This window comes from Micromonospora sp. NPDC047793 (assembly GCF_040642635.1).
Classification (GTDB): Bacteria; Actinomycetota; Actinomycetes; order Mycobacteriales; family Micromonosporaceae; genus Micromonospora.
Genome location: NZ_JBEYSG010000005.1, coordinates 143899 through 163273 on the forward strand (window position 1 = coordinate 143899; position 19375 = coordinate 163273).

18 protein-coding genes are annotated in these 19375 nt (G+C 70.1%); 9 read left to right on the top strand and 9 right to left on the bottom strand.

Annotated features, from left to right (window positions below; all coding sequences use genetic code 11):
* Position 1: 1 nt before the first annotated feature.
* On the bottom strand, positions 2–1024 hold the full coding sequence (locus tag ABZ738_RS13195; RefSeq protein ID WP_131052018.1) for a LacI family DNA-binding transcriptional regulator: 1023 nt from the start codon (positions 1022–1024) through the stop codon (positions 2–4).
* A 292-nt stretch (positions 1025–1316) separates the two neighbouring features.
* Here ABZ738_RS13195 and ABZ738_RS13200 point away from each other — a divergent pair, with 292 nt between their 5' ends.
* From ABZ738_RS13200 to ABZ738_RS13220, 5 genes are all read left to right on the top strand, one after another.
* Entirely contained in the window at positions 1317–2588 is a 1272-nt protein-coding gene (locus ABZ738_RS13200) for an extracellular solute-binding protein (protein WP_176092923.1), read from the top strand.
* A gap of 71 nt (positions 2589–2659) precedes the next feature.
* On the top strand, positions 2660–3553 hold the full coding sequence (locus tag ABZ738_RS13205; RefSeq protein ID WP_254877033.1) for a sugar ABC transporter permease: 894 nt from the start codon (positions 2660–2662) through the stop codon (positions 3551–3553).
* A 131-nt stretch (positions 3554–3684) separates the two neighbouring features.
* Entirely contained in the window at positions 3685–4470 is a 786-nt protein-coding gene (locus ABZ738_RS13210; RefSeq protein WP_131052021.1) for a carbohydrate ABC transporter permease, read from the top strand.
* On the top strand, positions 4467–6923 hold the full coding sequence (locus tag ABZ738_RS13215) for a glycoside hydrolase family 2 protein (RefSeq protein ID WP_357212976.1): 2457 nt from the start codon (positions 4467–4469) through the stop codon (positions 6921–6923). The genes ABZ738_RS13210 and ABZ738_RS13215 overlap by 4 nt, the downstream gene beginning before the upstream one ends.
* Positions 6924–7435: 512 nt before the next feature.
* A complete protein-coding gene (locus tag ABZ738_RS13220; protein ID WP_236145616.1) occupies positions 7436–8047 on the top strand; it encodes a DUF4352 domain-containing protein in 612 nt (203 codons plus the stop codon).
* A gap of 151 nt (positions 8048–8198) precedes the next feature.
* Here ABZ738_RS13220 and ABZ738_RS13225 read toward each other — a convergent pair whose 3' ends face one another.
* The 7 genes from ABZ738_RS13225 to ABZ738_RS13255 form a co-directional block, all read right to left on the bottom strand.
* Entirely contained in the window at positions 8199–8513 is a 315-nt protein-coding gene (locus tag ABZ738_RS13225) for a hypothetical protein (RefSeq protein ID WP_131052024.1), read from the bottom strand.
* 73 nt (positions 8514–8586) lie between these two features.
* Entirely contained in the window at positions 8587–9012 is a 426-nt protein-coding gene (locus ABZ738_RS13230) for a hypothetical protein (protein WP_176092928.1), read from the bottom strand.
* Positions 8999–9655 (bottom strand): hypothetical protein, encoded by a 657-nt coding sequence (locus ABZ738_RS13235; RefSeq protein WP_131052026.1) that lies wholly within the window; start codon positions 9653–9655, stop codon positions 8999–9001. The genes ABZ738_RS13230 and ABZ738_RS13235 overlap by 14 nt, the downstream gene beginning before the upstream one ends.
* Complete coding sequence (locus ABZ738_RS13240; RefSeq protein ID WP_176092930.1) at positions 9652–9912, bottom strand: hypothetical protein; 261 nt, start codon at positions 9910–9912, stop codon at positions 9652–9654. The genes ABZ738_RS13235 and ABZ738_RS13240 overlap by 4 nt, the downstream gene beginning before the upstream one ends.
* A gap of 15 nt (positions 9913–9927) precedes the next feature.
* Positions 9928–10191, bottom strand: a complete 264-nt coding sequence (locus ABZ738_RS13245) for a hypothetical protein (protein ID WP_131052028.1) — start codon at positions 10189–10191, stop codon at positions 9928–9930.
* A 298-nt stretch (positions 10192–10489) separates the two neighbouring features.
* Positions 10490–10684 (bottom strand): DUF397 domain-containing protein, encoded by a 195-nt coding sequence (locus tag ABZ738_RS13250; protein WP_357212982.1) that lies wholly within the window; start codon positions 10682–10684, stop codon positions 10490–10492.
* Positions 10677–11561: a helix-turn-helix transcriptional regulator gene (locus ABZ738_RS13255; protein WP_357213309.1), complete on the bottom strand. Its 885-nt coding sequence runs from the start codon at positions 11559–11561 to the stop codon at positions 10677–10679. Before ABZ738_RS13255 ends, ABZ738_RS13250 begins: the two co-directional genes overlap by 8 nt.
* A gap of 468 nt (positions 11562–12029) precedes the next feature.
* Between ABZ738_RS13255 and ABZ738_RS13260 the strand changes: the two genes are divergently transcribed.
* The 3 genes from ABZ738_RS13260 to ABZ738_RS13270 all read left to right on the top strand — a co-directional run bounded on the left by ABZ738_RS13260 (position 12030) and on the right by ABZ738_RS13270 (position 14819).
* The gene (locus tag ABZ738_RS13260) at positions 12030–13808 is read left to right on the top strand and encodes a hypothetical protein (RefSeq protein ID WP_357212985.1); all 1779 of its coding nucleotides are present in this window, start codon (positions 12030–12032) and stop codon (positions 13806–13808) included.
* Positions 13809–13959: 151 nt separating this feature from the next.
* Positions 13960–14364, top strand: a complete 405-nt coding sequence (locus ABZ738_RS13265; RefSeq protein ID WP_131052031.1) for an AraC family transcriptional regulator — start codon at positions 13960–13962, stop codon at positions 14362–14364.
* Positions 14365–14399: 35 nt separating this feature from the next.
* Entirely contained in the window at positions 14400–14819 is a 420-nt protein-coding gene (locus ABZ738_RS13270; protein WP_357212988.1) for a VOC family protein, read from the top strand.
* 98 nt (positions 14820–14917) lie between these two features.
* Here ABZ738_RS13270 and ilvD read toward each other — a convergent pair whose 3' ends face one another.
* Positions 14918–16765: a dihydroxy-acid dehydratase gene (ilvD, locus tag ABZ738_RS13275; RefSeq protein WP_131052033.1), complete on the bottom strand. Its 1848-nt coding sequence runs from the start codon at positions 16763–16765 to the stop codon at positions 14918–14920.
* Positions 16766–16877: 112 nt separating this feature from the next.
* Here ilvD and ABZ738_RS13280 point away from each other — a divergent pair, with 112 nt between their 5' ends.
* Positions 16878–19238 carry a bifunctional diguanylate cyclase/phosphodiesterase gene (locus ABZ738_RS13280; protein ID WP_343232757.1) on the top strand — a complete coding sequence of 787 codons (2361 nt, stop codon included), beginning with the start codon at positions 16878–16880 and terminating at the stop codon, positions 19236–19238.
* Positions 19239–19375 lie beyond the last annotated feature (137 nt).

The following is a 19375-nucleotide window of genomic DNA, read 5'->3' on the forward strand; positions in this document are numbered from 1 at the left end:
TTCATGGGCGGAACGCGGGCGGGCCGGTACTGCCGCGCGGGGTCAGGTGCGCGGTCTCGTCCTCGACCACGACCGCGGCAGCGCCCTCGATCGCCTGGAGCAGGTGCCGGGCGGCGTGCGCGCCGTACGCGGGGATGTCCCGGCCGAGCGCGGTCAGCGGCGGGTGCACCAGCCGGCACAGCGGGGAGTCGTCCCAGGCCACGATGGACAGCTCGGTCGGGACGGCGAGCCCCATCTCCTGGGCCACCGAGAGCCCGGCGATGGCCATCACGTCGTTGTCGTAGATCACCGCGCTCGGCCGGACCCGGGAGCTGAGCAGCCGGCGGGTGGCCCGGGCGCCCTCCTCGCCGGTGTAGTCGGAGGAGACCGTCACCGCCTCGGCCAGTCCCAACCGCTGGCAGACCTCGCCGAACGCCCGGGTGCGGGTGGCGGTGTGCAGCAGCTCGGGCAGGCCGCCGACCCGGGCGATCCGTCGGTGGCCCAGCGCGTACAGGTACTCCACGGTCTCCACGAGGGCTGCCGCGTCGTCGGACCAGACGCTGGTCAGTCCACCGGTGCCCGAGGGGCCGCCGATCACCACGGCGGGCAGGCGCAACTCCTCCAGCACCGGCACCCGCCGGTCGTCGGTGCGCAGGTCGCAGACGAGTACGCCGTCCACCCGCCGCTCGCCCCACCACCGCCGGTAGACCGCGATCTCGGCGTCCTGGTCGGCGACCACCTGGAGGGTCAGCGCGTACGAGCGGGCGGAGAGTTCGGTCTCGACACCGCTGATCAGCTCCATGAAGAACGGCTCGATGCCGAGCGTCTGCGCCGGTCGGGCCAGGATCAGCCCGATCGCCCGGGCGGTCGCGCCGGAGAGGGCCCGCGCGGCGCTGCTCGGGCTGAACCCGATCTCGGCGGCGATGGCGAGGATGCGTTGCCGGGTCGCCTCGGAGACTCCCGGCTGCCCGTTGAGCGCGTACGACACCGCGCCCTTGGAGACCCCCGCCCGTCGGGCGACGTCCGCGATGGTGGGCCGCTTCACCGGCGTACGTCCTCCTGGTCGCTCTGTCTGCCCGCCGCGCGCGGGGGCGCGGGCGTCGGGCACCAACGCTACCGGTCGCCCACTGCCGTCCCGGTGGCGGTCCGGCACCTTCGTGATCGGCTGATCGGACGCCGTCACTTGTTCGGTTCAGCCGACCGACGGGTTACCGGAAGACGCGGTCTGTAACGCACCGTTGACACCGCGAGAGCGCGCCCTTACGGTCCTAACTTATCCGGTTCAGTCGACGCTCCTCGATCTATGGAGCGTTCGCAGCCTGCGTGGAGGAGGGGTCATGAGACGGTCCACACCCCGGTGGCTGCGGGTCGCAGCCGTGGGTCTGACGGTCGGTTCGCTCGTCGTCGCGTGCAGCGGACGCAGCACCACCGGCGGCTCCGGCGGTGAGGTCACCCTGACGATCAACTTCTGGGGGGACTTCGGCCTGCAGGACCTCAAGACGAAGTACGAGGCGGAGCACACCAACGTCAAGATCGCCCTCAACTCGGGCGAGTACAACGCCCAGCACGAGGACCTGCAGAAGAAGCTGATCGCCGGCTCCGGTGCCCCCGACATCGCCGCCGTCGACGAGGGGTTCATCGTCCAGTTCCGCAGCCAGGCCGACAAGTTCGTGAACCTGCTCGACAAGGGCGCCGGAAAGTACGAGACCGCCTACCTGCCGTGGAAGTGGAAGCAGTCGCTCTCCGCCGACGGCGCCACCCAGATCGGCCTCGGCACCGACGTCGGCGGCCTGGCCATGTGCTACCGCACCGACCTCTTCTCCGCCGCCGGCCTGCCCACCGCGCGCGACCAGGTCTCCGCACTCTGGCCCACCTGGGACAAGTTCCTGGAGGTCGGCCAGGGGTACACCGCCGAGACGGGGAAGAAGTTCATCGACAACGCCACCAACCTGTTCAATCCGATCCTCGGGCAGCAGCAGGTCGGCTTCTTCGACGCCGACGAGCAGTTGCAGATGGCAGGCGGCCCCAAGGTCGCCTTCGACTACGCGGTCAGGGCGGCCGACGTCGGGATCTCCGCCAACCTGACCAGCTTCCAGGCCGACTGGGACAAGGGCTTCACCAGCGGCGCGTTCGCGGTGCTGCCCTGCCCCGCGTGGATGCTCGGGCACATCCAGAACACCGCACCCGGCACCAGGGGGCAGTGGGACATCGCCACGGTGCCGGGTGGCGGCGGCAGTTGGGGCGGCTCCTTCCTCACCGTGCCGAAGCAGGGGCGCAACGTCGACGAGGCGTACAGGTTCGTGGAGTGGCTGATCCAGCCGGAGCAGCAGATCGAGGTCTTCAAGACGGTCGGCAACCTGCCCTCGCAACCCGCCCTCTACGCCGATCCGGCGATCGCCGAGTTCACGAACGAGTTCTTCAACGCCGCGCCGGTCGGGCAGATCTTCCCCCGGATGGCCGAGGGCCTCACCCCGCAGTACCTGGGCCGCAAGAACGGGCCGACCCGGGTCGCGGTGGAGAACGTGATCAACCGGGTGCAGAACGGCACGCTCGCGTCCGGCGCGGCCTGGGCCGAGGCGATCAAGGAAGCCGAGAAGGCCGGCAGGTGACGGTACGGGTGGCGCGGCGCACCCGCACCGCCCGGTCCCTGACCTGGCGGGACCGGCTGCACCGCTTCGACATGCGGTACGTGCCCTATCTGTTGATCGCGCCGTTCTTCCTGCTCTTCCTCGTGTTCGGCCTGTTCCCGATGATCTTCAACGGGGTGGTGGCGTTACGCCACTGGCGGCTGGACGACCCGGAGCTGACCGGCTGGGCCGGTACGGAGAACTTCCGTCGGCTCCTCACCGACGGCGACTTCGGCAACGCGCTCTACAACACCTTCGGCATCTTTCTGCTCTCCACCGTCCCGCAACTGCTGCTCGCGCTGGTCATCGCGTCGATGCTCAACCGGCGGCTACGGGCGCAGACCTGGTGGCGGGTGGGCGCGCTGCTGCCGTACATCACCCCGATCACCGCCTCCACACTGGTGTTCAACGTCTTCTTCTCCCGCGACTTCGGCATGGCCAACTGGGCGCTGGGCCTGCTCGGCATCGGCACCGAGACGCCGATCGACTGGCGGGCGGACAAACTCCACTCCTGGATCGCCATCGCCACGATGGTCAACTGGAAGTGGATCGGCTACAACGCCCTGCTCTACCTGGCCGCGATGCAGTCCATCCCGCGTGACGTCTACGAGGCGTCGGCCCTGGACGGAGCCGGGCCGTGGCGACAGCTCTGGCGGATCACCGTGCCGATGATCCGCCCGGTGGTCATCTTCACCGTGGTGCTCTCCACCATCGGCGGGCTGCAACTGTTCACCGAGCCGATGCTGTTCGACCTGAACGCGCAGACCGCACGCGGTGGGGCCGGCGGAGAGTGGCAGACCGTCGCGCAGCTCGTCTACAAGGTCGGCTGGAAGGACCTCAACCTCGGGTACGCCGCCGCGATGTCCTGGGCGCTGTTCCTCATCATCCTCGTGGTCGCGGCCCTGAACACCCTGCTGACCAACCGCATCTCGGGGGGCCGGAGATGAGCGCACCGAGCACCACGGAGGCCCGGCCCCGAAAGCCGGGCACACCGCCCGGTGGACGCAGGCGGACCGGGGCGTACGGCCGCGCCCCGCAGGACACCCCGGCGGGCGTCGGGACGTACCTCTTCCTGGCGATGACCACGCTGTTCGCGGCGTTCCCGCTCTACTGGATGTTCGTCATCGCCACCAGCACCGACGAGGCGACCGCCCAGGTGCCGCCGGCGGTCGTCCCGGGTGACCAGTTCCTGGTGAACCTCAACGAGGTCTTCACCCTCCAGGAGGTCTACTTCGCCGCCTCGCTGGTGAACAGCGTCATCGTCGCCACCACGGTCACCGCCGCCGTGCTGTTCTTCTGCTCGCTCGCCGGGTTCGCCTTCGCCAAGCTGCGGTTCCGGGGCAGCCGACCACTGATGCTCTTCGTGGTCCTCACCCTGACCGTGCCCAACCAACTCGGCGTCGTCGCGCTCTACATCGTGATGGGCAAGCTGGGCTGGAACGGTACGCTGCTGGCAGTGATCGTGCCCGGCCTGGTGACCGCCTTCGGCGTGTTCTACATGCGACAGTTCATCGTCAACTCGGTGCCGGACGAACTGGTCGAGGCGGCCCGGGTCGACGGTGCCACCACCATGCGGATCTATTCCAACGTCGTCCTGCCGGCGATCCGCCCGGCGCTGGCGGTGCTCGGCCTGCTGACGTTCGTGGCCACCTGGAACGACTTCCAGTGGCCGCTGATCACGTTGAACGGCACCGACTACCCCACCTCGATGGTGGCCATCTCCGACCTGGCCAGCGGCAACTACGTGATCTATCGACGGGTGCTGGCGGGTGCGTTCGTGGCCACCGTGCCACTGTTGGTCGTGCTCGTCATCGGCGGTCGCCGGATCGTCCGAGGAATCATGGAAGGCGCGGTGAAGTCTTGAGCGACGCACGGGGGAGCCGGCCGGACCGGTTGCCGTTGCACGACGGCTGGACCCTGCGACCGGTGCCCGGCCCGCAGGTGCCACCGGAGGTCGACGGTCGGGTGGTGCCGGCCACCGTCCCCGGCTGCGTGCACACCGACCTGCTCGCGGCGGAGCTGATCCCCGACCCGTACCTGGACGACAACGAGACCGCGCTGGCCTGGATCGGCCGCACCGACTGGGTGTACGAGACCACCTTCGACCGGCCCGACGGCGACCACCAGCGCCTCGACCTGGTCTGCGCGGGGCTGGACACGGTCGCCACGATCACGCTCAACGGCGTCGAGGTCGGCCGCACCGAGAACATGCACCGGGCGTACCGCTTCGACCTGACCTCGCTGCTGCGCGCCGAGGACAACAACCTGGCGGTCCGCTTCGACTCCGCCTACCGGTACGCCGAGGCGCAGCGCGACCGGCTCGGCGATCGGCCCAACGCGTACCCGGAACCGTTCCCCTTCATCCGCAAGATGGCCTGCAACTTCGGCTGGGACTGGGGCCCGACCCTGGTCACCGCCGGGATCTGGCAGGAGATCGGCCTGCACGGCTGGTCGACCGCCCGGCTGGCGCGGGTGCAGCCGCTGGTCACCGTGGAGGACGGTACCGGCCGGGTGGAGCTGCACGTCGAGGTCGACCGCGCCACCGACGTGCCGGTCACCGTGCACGCCGAGGTGGCCGGTGCCACCGCCGGGGTGACGATCCCGGCGGGGGAGCGGTCGGCGGTGCTGACCCTCACCGTCGACGAACCGGAGCTGTGGTGGCCGCGCGGCCACGGCGGTCAACCCCGTTACGACCTGACGGTGACGCTGCGCGGGCCGGACGGTGCGACCCTCGACGACTGGCACCGGCGGATCGGCTTCCGTTCGGTACGCCTGGACACCACCCCCGACGCGCACGGCGCCCCCTTCACGCTGCACGTCAACGACGTGCCCCTCTTCGTGCGCGGGGTGAACTGGATCCCCGACGACGCCTTCCCCCACCGGGTCACCCGGGACCGTCTGGCGCACCGCTTCGACCAGGCCGGGGCGGCCAACGTCAACCTGCTGCGGGTCTGGGGCGGCGGCCGGTACGAGTCCGACGACTTCTACGACCTGGCCGACGAGCGGGGCCTGCTGGTGCAGCAGGACTTCCTCTTCGCCTGCGCGGCGTACCCGGAGGAGGAACCCCTGCGCACCGAGGTGGCCGCCGAGGCCGCCGAACAGGTGACCCGACTGGCCGGGCACCCGTCGCTGGTGCTGTGGACCGGCAACAACGAGAACATCTGGGGCTGGCACGACTGGGACTGGCAGCAGCCGCTCGCCGGACGCACCTGGGGACACGGCTACTACCTGGACCTGCTGCCCCGGATCGTCGCCGAGCTGGACCCGACCCGCCCGTACTGGCCCGGCAGCCCGTACTCCGGCCGGGAGGACGTCCACCCCAACGACCCGGCGTACGGCACGACCCACATCTGGGACGTCTGGAACACCGACGACTACACGAAGTACCGCGAGCACCTGCCCCGCTTCGTCGCCGAGTTCGGCTACCAGGCGCCACCGGCGTACGCGACGCTGCGGCGGGCCCTGAGCGACGAGCCGCTGGCGCCCGACTCACCCGGCATGGCACACCACCAGAAGGCCACCGACGGCGACCTCAAGTTGCGTCGCGGCCTGGACGCCCACCTGCCCGCGCCGCGCGACTTCGACGACTGGCACTACCTGACCCAGCTCAACCAGGCCCGCGCCATCCAACTCGGGGTCGAGCACTTCCGCTCCCACCGGGGCTACTGCATGGGCACCATCGTCTGGCAGCTCAACGACTGCTGGCCGGTCACCTCGTGGGCCGCCGTCGACGGCGACGGACGCCGCAAACCCCTCTGGTACGCGTTGCGCCGGTCCTACGCCGACCGCCTGCTCACCGTCCAGCCCCGCGACGGCGGCCTGGCCCTGGTCGCGGTCAACGACGGCGGCCGACCGTGGCACGCGTCGACCACGGTCGCCCGGCTCACCCTGACCGGGGAGCCCCGCGCGAAGACCACGCTGGAACTGGCGGTGCCGGCCCGCACCTCGGTGACGCTGGCGCTGCCTGCGGAGCTGACCCGGCCCGACGAGGCCCGCGCCGAACTGCTCGTCGCGGACGCCGGCCCCGACCGGGCACTGTGGTTCTTCGCCGAGGACCGCGACATCCCCTGGCCGACCGCGTCCTTCGAGGCCGTGGTGGAAGAGGTCGACGGCACCCAGCGGGTACGCGTCACCGCCCGCACCGTCCTGCGCGACCTGACCCTCTATCCCGACCGGCTCGACCCCTCCGCCGAGGTCGACGAGGCCCTGGTGACGCTGCTGCCGGGTGAGTCGACGACGTTCGTGGTGCGGGCGTCGGCACCCCTGGACCCGACCGCCCTCACCAGCCGCCCGGTGCTCCGCTGCGTGAACGACTGATCGTCTGTCGCATGTGCGGGCACCCATTGTTCTCTCTGATTTGCATATTCCGTCTGATCGAGCCAGGGGATCGGGATGGCGGATATCCGACAGAATTCAGCCTCGGCGTCGATTCTGCCGCACTTCGGTCGGGTGCGCCGGTCCGTCGCATTGGCTTGACGTCTGACGGTCGAATCAGCATTTCGGTTGGTTCCACAGTGAACTCGTCGCGCGAGCCAGGCCGCCCGTACGACCATTTCTGCGTTTAACCGTGGCACCGTTGGAGCGCTTTACTGATCACGCGGTAGTGCTGGACGAGACCCGGGAGAAACCACTCGATGACGGCCCCATACGATCCTGCCCAAAACCCGCCCCCGGCTGGTCAACCGTCGACCGCGCAGTTCCCGCAGGTACCCGCAGCGCAGCTACCGCCTTCGGGCGGCGGTCAACTACCTCCACCGGCACCAGCCCAGTTCCCTGCACCGCCCGTGCCCAGGAAGCGGACCTCGTGGCTGGTGCCCACCCTCATCGGTGTGGGTGCGTTCGTCATGCTGTGCTGCGGTGGCGCGCTGGTGGTCGGGTTGGTCGGCGGCGACACGACGACCGAAGTCACCTCCGCGAGCAGTGGGGCTCCCGCTGCCGATGACACGGCGCCTGCGCCGGAATCGGCACCAGCGACCAAGGCGGCGGCAGCGGAGCCGACCAAGGCGGCGGAGAAGCCGGAGCCGGCGAAGTCGAAAGCCACCGGTATCGGCGACAAGGTGCGTGGCGGTGACTTCGAGTTCACCGTCAAGAGCGTGAAGTGTGGGATCTCCCGGGTCGGCAGCGAATTCCTCAACGCCAAGGCGCAGGGCACCTTCTGCAAGGCCAGCGTGACCGTCAAGAACGTCACCAAGAGCGCCCAGACCTTTCACGCCGATAGCGCCCTGACCGCCCAGGACGACAGCGGCCGAGAGTTCGAGCCCGACGGAACGGCCGGGATCTACGGCAACAGCGACGCGCAGGGGTTCCTGGACAAAATCAACCCGGGTAACTCGGTGACGGCGAATGTCTACTTCGATGTGCCGAAGGGCACCAAACTCAAGAGCATCACGCTGGACGCCGGGTTGTTCACCTTCGCCGAGGATGCTGTCGTGGTCCTGTGAGTGGCCGACGCCTTCGGCCGATTCATCGAGGGTTCGATGATTGACGCGATGCCCCGCTCGGTGGCCTGTGCTTGATCTCTGGCCCGTCGGCGAGTTCTACACGTGGCTCGCCGACGGGCTGTATGACCTCCGCACGATCAGTATTGAGCGATCACTCGGGCTTGGGGCGGTGCTCGTCCCAGGCGGCGGAGTGGTAGGCGGAACTCCAGGCGTTCAGGCAGATCCCGATCGCCACGATGATGGCCGCGCCCGCGCCGATCTTGCCCCAGGTGCCGACGCTCGGATCGGAGAGGCGGTCGAGCCCCCACACGGTGACCGCGATCTGCCCGATCTGCACGGCGATGGCGACGAGGTAGAGAAATTTCGTCTCGCCGGAGGCGTCGGCGGGGATCTCGTCGAGTTCTTCGGGGACGAAGTCGGCCAGTGCGTGGTCCTCCTGGCCGGCAGCGCGATCCTTCTCCTCCACAAATTTATAGTAGGCAATGTGACAGGTGGTGGGGGACGAGGATGGTCGGGCGGCACCGATCGCCCCTGAGTGCTCAGGGACGGGACGATAGCGTGACGGCTTCCGCGAGTATGGCGTCCAGTTCGTTGTCCGGCAGGTCTTCCTCGGTGAGGATCTTCTGCACCGTGGCTGCCTGGATGCGGCCGATCATTTGCTGGCTCATCGAGTAGTCCAGCGATGGGTCGATGATGGACATGATGAGCTGCTCGGCAGCCTCGGCATTGATCTCGGGCCCGCCGTTGGCGAGCCCGGCGCGTAGCTCGCCAACGAAGGCGATGACCTCGGCGCGGCCGGTGGTCTCGCCGAAGCGGCGATCGACGGCGAGGAAGAAGACTGCCGCGAGGTAGCGCGGAAGGCCGTCCCAGCCCTCGGCGTCAAGCTTGGCCTCAACCGCGTCGTTGGCAACGTGATCGCCACGAACCATCGTGCGGACATACTCGGCCAGCTCAGGTTTGATCATTGTCGTCCCGCTTCCTCGCTCGTCGCGCTTTGCCATGGTTCCATATGGCCTTCACCGTCACTGCCAACGCGCCAGCGGCCATCACCGTTGCCGTCACTGGGTTGTCGACGTGCGGCCGATCCTGTGCCGGCATGGGTCCTGGGCTTGCCGTTCCACTCGTGGTGCCGCCCTGGCCGTCGCCGTGTTGCTTGAAGAACTTGAACGTCTCACGGGCGCTGGTCTCGGCGTTCTTCAGGCCGTCCTCGATGTCGTCGGCCTTCTTGACCTGCTTTCGCCAGGCGATGTCTGCACGCCGTCCGCGTCGCTCGGCCTCGGTCACCACCCGCTCGCCGGTGGGTAAGGCACTGTCGGCGGCAGGCGCGGTGGGTGCGGCGCCGGGGGCGATCGTGTTGACGTACGCGGTGATGTGACGGGCAGCCTCGGACAACAGGCGGGCGTAGCGGCCGGCTTTGTCCCTGGCCACCTCGGCGTCCGCGACGGCCGCGCGTAGCCGCTGGTCATTGGTGCCCCGCTGGACCTCGACCAGCCGGGCCAAGGCCACCTCGGCGTCCGTCCGGGCGCGTAGCGCGGTCACCGCAGCGGCATCAAGCTTCTGTTGTACGGCGAGAAGCTGCGCGACCAGTTCGGCGATGCTGCCGCTCATCCGAGTCGCGTGAGGTAGTCGCTTGCCTGTTCGGCGGTGTCCTTGAAGCGGCGGCGAGTCGGTGCGACCTCTGCCCCGGCAGCGGCAAGGGCCTCGTGGGTGGCCCTCACGTGCTCGTGTCGGCTGCCGTGCAGGAGGGCGGTCGCCGTGCGGGTCGCCGCCTCGGCCTCGGAGACCGCCTGGTCGAACCCATGTCGTCCCTGGCGGGCGGCTTCGACGGCGGCGCGAAGAGCCGCCTTGACCTCGCCGACACTCATGATGGTGGTGGTTGGTCAGCCGAGAATGCCGACGTAGCGGCGGGCGGCCTCCGAGCTGCCCTGCACGAGGGTCATGGCCTCGGCCAGCCGTTGTTTGCTCTGCTCGCCCCGGGCGATGGCCTCGGCGATCGTCGGATGGCCGGTGCCGGCGGCGACGGCACGTAACCGGCTCAGCATCTGCTCGGTGTTGTCGGCGGCGGCTCGGATCTGGTTGATCGTGGCGTTGCCCTGCTCGGCTGCCTGCATCAGTGCCGCCTTGACCTCTTCGATGCTGGCCATGCCGTCCTCCTACCGCCGTCCGCGAAAACAGGTCATGTCTGCGTAGTCGGGCGGACACTATCGGGAACGAGCGTGGGTCGCAGCCCCGGTAACTACAGGTAGTCGGCTGCCGTGCGCTCCACGACGGCGCACGCCGCAGAAGGTGATCAGCCCAGTGCCGGTGACGAAGTCGGCGGAGAAACTGCGCAAAGCGCCCAGCATTCGGCGTAATCGTGGGGGACGACTGTCTATCTTGGACACTTTCCGTTCGAGTCGAACGGAAAGTGTCCAAGATCCTGAGGTCCCCCGGGTTCGCAGGTCAGTCGGTGGTGCGGGTGGTGGTGAGGAAGGTGGCCCAGGCGGCGGGGGTGAAGGTGAGGGCGGGGCCGTGTGGGTCTTTGCTGTCGCGGACCGCGACGACGCCGGGCAGGTTGTCGGCGACCTCGACGCACTCGCCGCCGTTGCCCGCGCTGCGGGTGCTCTTGCGCCAACGGGCACTCGTCAGGTCAACCATGGTGAACCTCCCCGATGATTTTGTTGATCAGCTCGATCGATTGTCCCTCATCAAGAGCGAGCGATAGAAGGCTCGACCAGACCTTCTCATAGGTCGCGAACTCGCCCGGTCGGTCGAGATAGAGAGCGCCAGTGATCGCCTCGCTGTAAACCACCGGTGGTTCGGGTGTGCTCCGGTTACCGAGCGGAAAGTTGAGCAGGACGAACTCGCCCGCCACAGTGCCCTGGTGTGGTCCAGCAGCCAGCGGCGTGACGCGGATGGAGATGTTCGGCTGCTCGGTCAGCCGCAGCAGGTGTCGGAGTTGTTCCGCCATGGCCGCGCTGCTGACTACCGGTCGGAGTAGGACGGACTCGCAGAGGACGACCTGCACCTGTGGTGGCTTGGGCAGGCGGCGGGTCAGCAGGGACTGGCGTTGCAGACGCAGGTCGACGGCGCGTTCGCGGTCGTCGTCGGTCATGTCGGGTTGGTCGATCCGATAGATGCCCCGGGCGTAGTCCCGGGTCTGGAAGATGCCCGGCACGAGGCTGTTCTTGTAGAACCGCAGTCCCGATGCGGCGGATTCGAGGCCGACGTACAGCTCGAACCAGTCGGGGATGGCGTCGCCGTAGGCGTGCCACCAGCCTTTTGCTCTCGTCTCGGTGGCCAGTGCGGTGAGCGCCCGGGTCAGCTCGGCGCGGGCGGCGTACAACTCGCACATCGCGCGGACGTCGACGCCGCGCACGGAGCCGAGGCCGCTCTCGATCCGCCACACCTTCTGTCGGCTGCACTCCAGTGCCTCGGCGGCGGCATCGAGCGTGATGCCGGCCTCGGTGCGCAGGTCACGCAGGGTCCTGCCGAGCTGTCGTCGGGGCACTGTCGACCCCATGTCTTCGGCCACCGCACCCTCCTTCCTGTCGGGTTTTGCAACATCCTGACGGCGGTCGTGGAACTCGGAATTGGTGCGATCAAGCAGCGGAAACGTATGACGAGACATTCATTGTGATGGCGTTTCCGACCCTACAAGATAAGCCCGACAACAGCGATGACCGCGACGTCGATCCCGATCTCAGAACAGGTGGTGCCGATTCGTGTGCGCAATAATCCCACCGCCGCCGTGCGCCGACGAGAAGCAAGCGGATACGCGGTGACGGTCATAACCTGCCCGGACTGCGACGGGATGACCTTTCGCCTGCTGCCGTGCCGGTGCACCAGCTTCGGGAACCGGTTCCTGGCGGAGGAGACCGCCATACCCGCGCATCGGGTGGCGTACCGGGATTGCGAGCAGTGCCGGGGCGCGGGCACTGTGGCGGACCCGTGTGGGCGCTGTCGGCGGCGCGGGCAACGGCGGGCGCAGGTGGTGCTCAGCGTGGCCGACCTGGACACCGGCGCGGTCGCCTCGCACCGCGTCGTGCCGGGAGGTCTCGACCCGGAGCGCACGCAGTCCGGATGGGTGGTCGACCTGGGCCGGAAGGTACGCGAATTGGCCGCCCGCATCGGCGCGACCGTCACCGACGAGGCACCCGAGCTGTGGTTGCCGCAGCAGTGGCGACCCGACGCGCCGCTGGTGCAGCGACTGGAGCTGGAGGCTCAGGCGATCGTGCGGATGGACTACCTGCCCTGGCTGCTCTTCCTCGGGCGAAGCGAGCCGGTGCCGCCGGTCGATCCGGCCGAACGGCTCGTCCGACTCTGCGTGCTCGCCGATCTGCTCCTGCTCGACCTGGTGATCGAGGTACGTCGGCCGGGGATGGGCTGGGACGTCCGGTACGAGGTGCCCGGCTCGCCGGTGCCGGGCTTCCGGAGCGGGCAACCCGACCTGCCGCAGGCGCTGACCCGCACCGACGTGGCCGACGCGCTCGCGGGGCTCACCGAGCGCGGCCGGGGTGTCACCGCCCGGCTGGTGCAGCCCGATCGACCGCGCCCGCCCGCCGTGCCGTCCGTCGACGTGGACCAGCTCGAACGGCGGATCCTCGCCGACTGCGTCGACCCGGTCGACGGCGCCGAGCTGCCCGGCGCACAGGCCATCTGGCGGGACGGGCGGTGGTGGCACAGCAGCCTGCGTGACGGCGATCCGGTCGAGACCCTCGTGGAGCAGCTCACCGGCCAGGTCGTACGCCGGGTGCGGGTGCCGTTGCGGCGCGGCTTCACGCCGCCCGAACCGGCCTGGCTCGGTGCGGAGACCGGCTGGCGGCCCTGCCCGGACTGCGTGCCCGGCAGCCGCCTGCGCAGCTGCGACTGCCGGCTCGGCGGCCGTGGGGTGGAGGCGGGCTGTCCACGCTGCCGGGGCGCCGGGCTGCACACGTCCGTGCTGGCCTGCTTCACCTGCGACGGCACCCACCGGCTGCACGAGGCGGTGGTGCTCACGCTCACCGACCTGCGGCACCGGGTCGTGCACCTGACCTGGCACACCGGCACGCCGGAGCCGGTCACGCTCGTCGCCACCCAACCCGGCGGCAAGCCGGTGGTCCAGCTCCCCGACCGCTATCGGTTGGCCGCCTGGGCACCCGTCCTCGGCGTACGGCCGGAGGACCTCGCCGAAGCCGACGGCGGGCACGAGATCGAGGCGCGACTGCGTGGCGGCCACGTCACGCTGCCCTGGGCCGGAGCCGATCCGGTGGGCGAGCACGTGCGCGCCGCCGGTCGGGGCCAGCCCGCAGGTCGGCTGATCGTGACGGCGGTACGCCCCGACGCGCCGCCGCTGACCGTGCTGATCCGGCTCGCGCTCGGCCTGAACCTGGCGTGCGAGGTCAGCATCTGCGACCTGCGGCACAACGCCGACGATCCGCGCTACCTGAGCGGGCTGCGCTGGTCGGTCGAGCTGCGACCGGGTGACGCCCCGGTCCGCCCCGACGAGTGGCCCTCCCGCCCGACCCTGGAAGCGGCGCTGGCCTGGTGCGTCGAGTGCCTGACCGACACCATCGCCAGTGCCGCGTCGGCTGACGCGGTGGTGCCCATCCCGGTGCCCGAGGCCCCGCCGAGCGCCCTGCCCGCCGACCCGGTGCCGGTGCTGCTGCGGCTGGCCGCCCGACACGTCGGGCAGGTGCTGACCGTGCGGTTCACCCGGGCCGGCTGCACCCTCCACCTCCATGACGACGACGGCATACACCTCATCGCCGAAGCTCCCGACCTGCATGCCGTCGAAGGATGAGTCGCGCGGCCGCCGGCTGCGGCGAACCGGTGGTGGCGCTTGTCGACGTCGTCGGCTGACCGACCGGGGAGCGTAGGCTCCGGCCAGTGGAGTGCCCGTCGGATTCGTGCCGGCCGGGCCTGATCTGTTCGGCGTCGTGGGGAGATGGCCGGTGAGCAGGGCGGTCGAGCAGACGAACCGGGCGATGCTGCGCGCCCGGGACGCGATGGACCGCGCGTACGCGCAACCGCTGGACATCCCGACGCTGGCGAGGATCGCGTACGTCTCCGAGGCGCACTTCATCCGTACGTTCCGGGCGACCTTCGGGGAGACGCCGCACCGCTACCTGCAACGGCGTCGGGTGGAGCGGGCCATGTACCTCCTCCTGCACACCGAGCAGGACGTGACCGAGGTGTGCAATGCGGTCGGGTTCGGCAGTCTCGGCACGTTCAGCCGCACCTTCCGACAGATCGTCGGCGAGTCGCCCACCGACTACCGCAAGCGGCGCATCGCGCCGACCGCGCCGGTGCCGGGCTGCTTCACCAAAGCCTGGACGAGGCCGAGCAGTTTTGGATAAGCAGCAGGTCAGGGCGTTGCATTAGCGTTTCGGGCATGACGATGAACGCGATCAGCCGCTCCCAGGTCTACGTCCTCGACCAGGACGAGGCGCTCGACTTCTATGTGGGCAAGCTCGGCCTGGAGGTGCACACCGACCAGGATCTGGGCTTCATGCGGTGGCTCACGGTGAACATCCCCGGTGACCGCCAACGCGAGATCCTGCTGGAGAAGCCCGGCCCGCCGAGCCTCGACCCGGCCACCGCCGAGCAGGTCCGCGAACTGCTCACCAAGGGGGCGGCCGGCGGCTTCCTCTTCATGACCACGGACGACGCCCACAAGGCGCACGAGGACCTCGTCGCCAAGGGTGTCGACATCACCGACGAGCCGATGGAACGGCCGTACGGGATCGACTTCGGCATCCGTGACCCGTTCGGCAACAAGATCCGCATCGGGCAGATGTTCGCGCAGTCCTGAGCGCACCGGGCCGCGCACGTCGAGTGCGGCGCCGTCTGGAATGTTAGGAAGGGCCCCCTGCTATACGCGAGGCGTTAGCAGGGGGCCCTTCCTTTCACTCATTCCGGGACGCGGCGGTAGGCGCCGTCGCTGGCCGAGGTGGCCATCGAGGCGTACGCGCGCAGCGCGGCGGAGACCGGACGCTGCCGGTCGACCGGGGTGTACGGGCGGTCCCGCTTCTCCTGGGCGATCCGGCGGGCCTCCAGCACGTCGGCCGGCACGTTCAGGTCGATCGACCGGTTCGGGATGTCGATGACGATCTCGTCGCCCGGCTCCACCAGCGCGATCAGCCCGCCGGAGGCCGCCTCGGGCGAGACGTGCCCGATGGAGAGCCCGGAGGTGCCGCCGGAGAACCGGCCGTCGGTGAGCAGTGCGCAGGCCCGGCCCAGCCCCCGGCCCTTCAGGAACGAGGTGGGGTAGAGCATCTCCTGCATGCCGGGGCCGCCCTTGGGGCCCTCGTAGCGGATCACCACGACGTCCCCGGCGACGATCTCCTTCGCCAGGATGGCGGTCACCGCGTCGTCCTGCGACTCGTAGACCTTCGCCGGCCCCCGGAAGGTGAGGCACTCCTCGGGCACCCCGGCGGTCTTCACCACGCAGCCGTCGGGCGCGATGTTGCCGTGCAGGATGGCCAGCCCGCCGTCGGCGGAGTACGCGTGCTCCCGGTCGTGGATGCAGCCGTTCGCGGCGTCGGTGTCCAGGCTCGACCAGCGGTTGGTGGTGGAGAACGGCTCGGTGGTCCGCACGCCACCGGGCGCGGCGTGGAACAGCTCGATCGCCTCCGGGGTGGCCGAGCCGCCGCGCACGTCCCAGTCGGCCAGCCACTGGTCGAGTGAGGGGGAGTGCACCGCGTGCACGTCCCGGTGCAACAACCCGGCCCGGTCGAGTTCGCCGAGGATGGCCGGGATGCCACCGGCCCGGTGCACGTCCTCCATGTGGTACTGCGGCGAGTTCGGGGCGACCTTGGACAGGCAGGGCACCCGGCGGGAGATCGCGTCGATGTCGGCCACGGTGAAGTCCATCTCGGCCTCGCGGGCGGCGGCCAGCAGGTGCAGGATCGTGTTCGTCGAGCCGCCCATCGCCACGTCCAGCGCGACGGCGTTCTCGAACGCGGCCCGGGAGGCCACCATCCTCGGCAGCACCGAGGCGTCGTCCTGGTCGTACCACCGCCTGGCGATCTCCACGGCGGTGCGGCCCGCCTCGACGAAGAGCGCCCGGCGGGCGGCGTGGGTGGCCAGCGTCGAGCCGTTGCCCGGCAGGGCCAGCCCGATCGCCTCGGTCAGGCAGTTCATCGAGTTGGCGGTGAACATGCCGGAGCAGGAGCCGCAGGTCGGGCAGGCGGAGCGCTCGATGGCGTCGAGCTGGTCGTCGGTGACGGCCTCGTTCGACGAGGCGACCATCGCGTCGATCAGGTCGATCTTGGAGTGGACGACGCCCTCGATCGCCACCGTCTTGCCGGCCTCCATCGGGCCGCCGGAGACGAAGACCGTCGGGATGTTCAGCCGCAGCGCGGCCAGCAGCATGCCCGGGGTGATCTTGTCGCAGTTGGAGATGCAGACCAGGACGTCCGCGCAGTGCGCGTTGACCATGTACTCCACCGCGTCGGCGATCAACTCCCGGCTGGGCAGGGAGTAGAGCATGCCGGCGTGGCCCATGGCGATGCCGTCGTCGACCGCGATCGTGTTGAACTCCCGGCCCACGCCGCCGGCCTCGGCCACCGCCTCGGCGACCAGCCCGCCGAGGTCCTTGAGGTGTACGTGACCCGGCACGAACTGGGTGAAACTGTTCGCGATGGCGACGATCGGCTTGCCGAAATCGTCGTCGGTCATCCCGGTGGCCCGCCACAGGGCCCGGGCGCCGGCCATCATCCGACCGTGCGTGGAGGTCTTCGACCGCAGCTCAGGCATGCGTACCAGTCTTGCACCGTGAACCCGGTGTCGGACAGGCACACGCACCGTGTCCCAACAGATGCACACCCGATACCCCCACGGCGCAAGCTCATCCGGCAGAGTTGACGGGGTGCACACACCCCCGGCCATGATCGGTGTCGCGGTGTCGAGCGTGCTGGTCGCCCTCACGGCCGGTGTGCTGCTCGCCCTGGCGGTCCGCCGCCGGTCCGCCCCGCACCGCCCGGCGTACGCGTTGCTGGCCGCAGGCGGCGTGATCGCCCTGCTGACCCTGCTGGTCGGGGCGACCGAGGCGCTCACCGTCGGCGGGCACTGGGCGCACGAGCAGTCGCAGCGCACCGGATGGGCCACGCTGGTCGCGTTCGGCACGGCGGCGAGCAGCCTGCTCTTCGGTGCCGGCCTGCTCCGGATGCCCGGTGTCGCCGGCTCGGCGAGCTCCGCCGCCCGACTGGCCCTGGACGGGGTGATCGTCGGCGCCGCGCTCTGGTTCGTGGGGTGGGTGCTGCTCTCCGAGCCGACCCGACTGCTCGGCGCGGCCACTCCGACGGCCTGCCCGGCGATCCTGGTCGCCTCGGCCAGCGCGGCGCTGAGCACCGGACTGGCCGCGATCATGGTCTTCCGTGCCCCGCCGCCCCGGCAGCACCTCGCGGTGCTCGGTGGCGGGATCACCGTGGCCACCGGTGGCGGGCTGGCCATCGCGGCCGGGCTCTGCCAGGGCGGGCCGGGCGTGACCTTCACCGGTGCGGCGGTGCTCGCCCTGGGCCTGCTCGCCGCCGCGCTGGCGGTACGCCGGATCGACCCGCCCGACCAGGTCGCCGTCGACGTGATCCGCCGCGACAGCGAGTACGCGGTGGTGCCGATGGTCGCGATGGCCGCCTCGGCGATGTACCACCTGTTCCAGGACGGCCGGTTCGACGGTCCGGCCATCGTCGCCGGCAGCATCGAGGGCTTCGCCCTGGTCGCCCGGCAGTACCTCACCCTGCACGACGTGCGCGCCTACGCCCGGCGGCTCGCCGAGCGGGAGGCGCACTTCCGCCAGCTCGCGCACACCGACGCGCTGACCGGGCTGGCCAACCGGCGGGGGCTGTTGCAGGCGATGCACCGGTCCGCCGAGGCCCGGGTGCCCTGCGTCCTGCTCGGCCTGGACCTGGACGGCTTCAAGAACGTCAACGACATGCGTGGGCACGACGTCGGTGACGCGGTGCTGGCCGAGGTGGGCCGGCGGCTGCGCGGCAACCTGCGCCCCGGTGACCTGGCCGCCCGGCTGGGCGGTGACGAGTTCGCGGTGCTCATGCACGGTGGTCCGGCCGAGGCGGGAGTGGTGGCCGAGCGGCTGCTCAGGGTGCTCGGCGGTGCCTACGAGCAGTCCGAGGGGCCGGTGTTCCTCTCGGTCAGCATCGGCCTGGCGGGCTGGGCCGAGGAGCCCGACGTCGAGCTGCTGCTGCGTCACGCGGACGCCGCCCTGCGCTACGCCAAGCAGAGCGGCAAGAACCGCATCGAGCGCTACGACGGGGCGTACGACCGGTTGCTGCGTCGCCGCACGACGCTGGAGCACGAGCTGCGCGGCGCGATCGAGCGCGACGAGCTGCGGTTGGTCTTCCAGCCGGTGGCGTCGCTGCCGTCGGTGCGTCCGGTCGGTGCCGAGGCGCTGCTGCGCTGGCGCCATCCGGAGCTGGGCAACGTCCGGCCGGACGAGTTCATCCCGCTCGCCGAGGAGTGCGGGATGATCGCCAAGCTCGGTGCCTGGGTGCTGCACCAGGCGTGCTACCAGCTGTCCCGCTGGCTGGCCGAGGGGCACGACGTCTGGGTGTCGGTCAACGTCTCGCCGCACGAGCTGCACGCCGCCGAGTACGTGGTGCAGGTCGCCGAGGCGCTGCGTGCGCACCACGTCCCGCCGCAGCGGCTGGTGCTGGAGGTCACCGAACACGCGGTCGCCACCGACCTGGACGAGCTGATCCGGCGGCTGACCGCGCTGCGTCTGACCGGTGTGCGGATCGCGCTGGACGACTTCGGGGCGGGCTACTCGTCGTTGGGGCAGTTGCGTCGGCTCCCGATCGACATTCTCAAGATCGATCACAGTCTGGTCGCCGAGCACGAGCCGGTCCGGCCGGTGGGGCAGGACGGCCCGGCCTTCGCGCCGATGGTCGACATCGTGATGCGGCTGGGGCACCAGCTCGGGCTCGAGGTCATCGCCGAGGGCGTGACCAACCCCACGGAACTGGCCGCGGTGGTCGCCGCCGGCTGCCGGTTCGGTCAGGGCGCGCTGTTCGGCTGGGGCGTACCGGCCGAGCACCTGGAGGCGATGCTGGAGGCGGCGACGTCGCCGGGTGCCCGTCCGCTCCGTCCGGTGCCGGTGGGTGAGACGCCGACACGCCCCTACCAGCCGCCCCTTCCGCGCCCGGTCGAGAGCGCGTCCGAGCACGTCGGGCCCGGTGCGGGCGGCGTGCCGGACGGGACGCGCCGAAATCCGTGAACCAATATGTGGGATCAGTTGACTCATCGCGTGAGATGCGTCAGGCTTGGCCCATGTCGTCGAACCGGTCGCTGCGAGTACTTACCTGAGCGCACTCTCCCTGACCGAGAGTGCGCTGGCCCCGTGCATCTGGCACG

Coding starts and splice junctions, on each gene's coding strand:
- ABZ738_RS13200 (WP_176092923.1), top strand. CDS start 1,317: ATGAGACGGTCCACACCCCGGTGGCTGCGGGTCGCAGCCGTGGGTCTG.
- ABZ738_RS13205 (WP_254877033.1), top strand. CDS start 2,660: ATGCGGTACGTGCCCTATCTGTTGATCGCGCCGTTCTTCCTGCTCTTC.
- ABZ738_RS13210 (WP_131052021.1), top strand. CDS start 3,685: ATGACCACGCTGTTCGCGGCGTTCCCGCTCTACTGGATGTTCGTCATC.
- ABZ738_RS13230 (WP_176092928.1), bottom strand. CDS start 9,012: ATGATCAAACCTGAGCTGGCCGAGTATGTCCGCACGATGGTTCGTGGC.
- ABZ738_RS13235 (WP_131052026.1), bottom strand. CDS start 9,655: ATGAGCGGCAGCATCGCCGAACTGGTCGCGCAGCTTCTCGCCGTACAA.
- ABZ738_RS13240 (WP_176092930.1), bottom strand. CDS start 9,912: ATGAGTGTCGGCGAGGTCAAGGCGGCTCTTCGCGCCGCCGTCGAAGCC.
- ABZ738_RS13245 (WP_131052028.1), bottom strand. CDS start 10,191: ATGGCCAGCATCGAAGAGGTCAAGGCGGCACTGATGCAGGCAGCCGAG.
- ABZ738_RS13250 (WP_357212982.1), bottom strand. CDS start 10,684: ATGGTTGACCTGACGAGTGCCCGTTGGCGCAAGAGCACCCGCAGCGCG.
- ABZ738_RS13270 (WP_357212988.1), top strand. CDS start 14,400: ATGACGATGAACGCGATCAGCCGCTCCCAGGTCTACGTCCTCGACCAG.
- ilvD (WP_131052033.1), bottom strand. CDS start 16,765: ATGCCTGAGCTGCGGTCGAAGACCTCCACGCACGGTCGGATGATGGCC.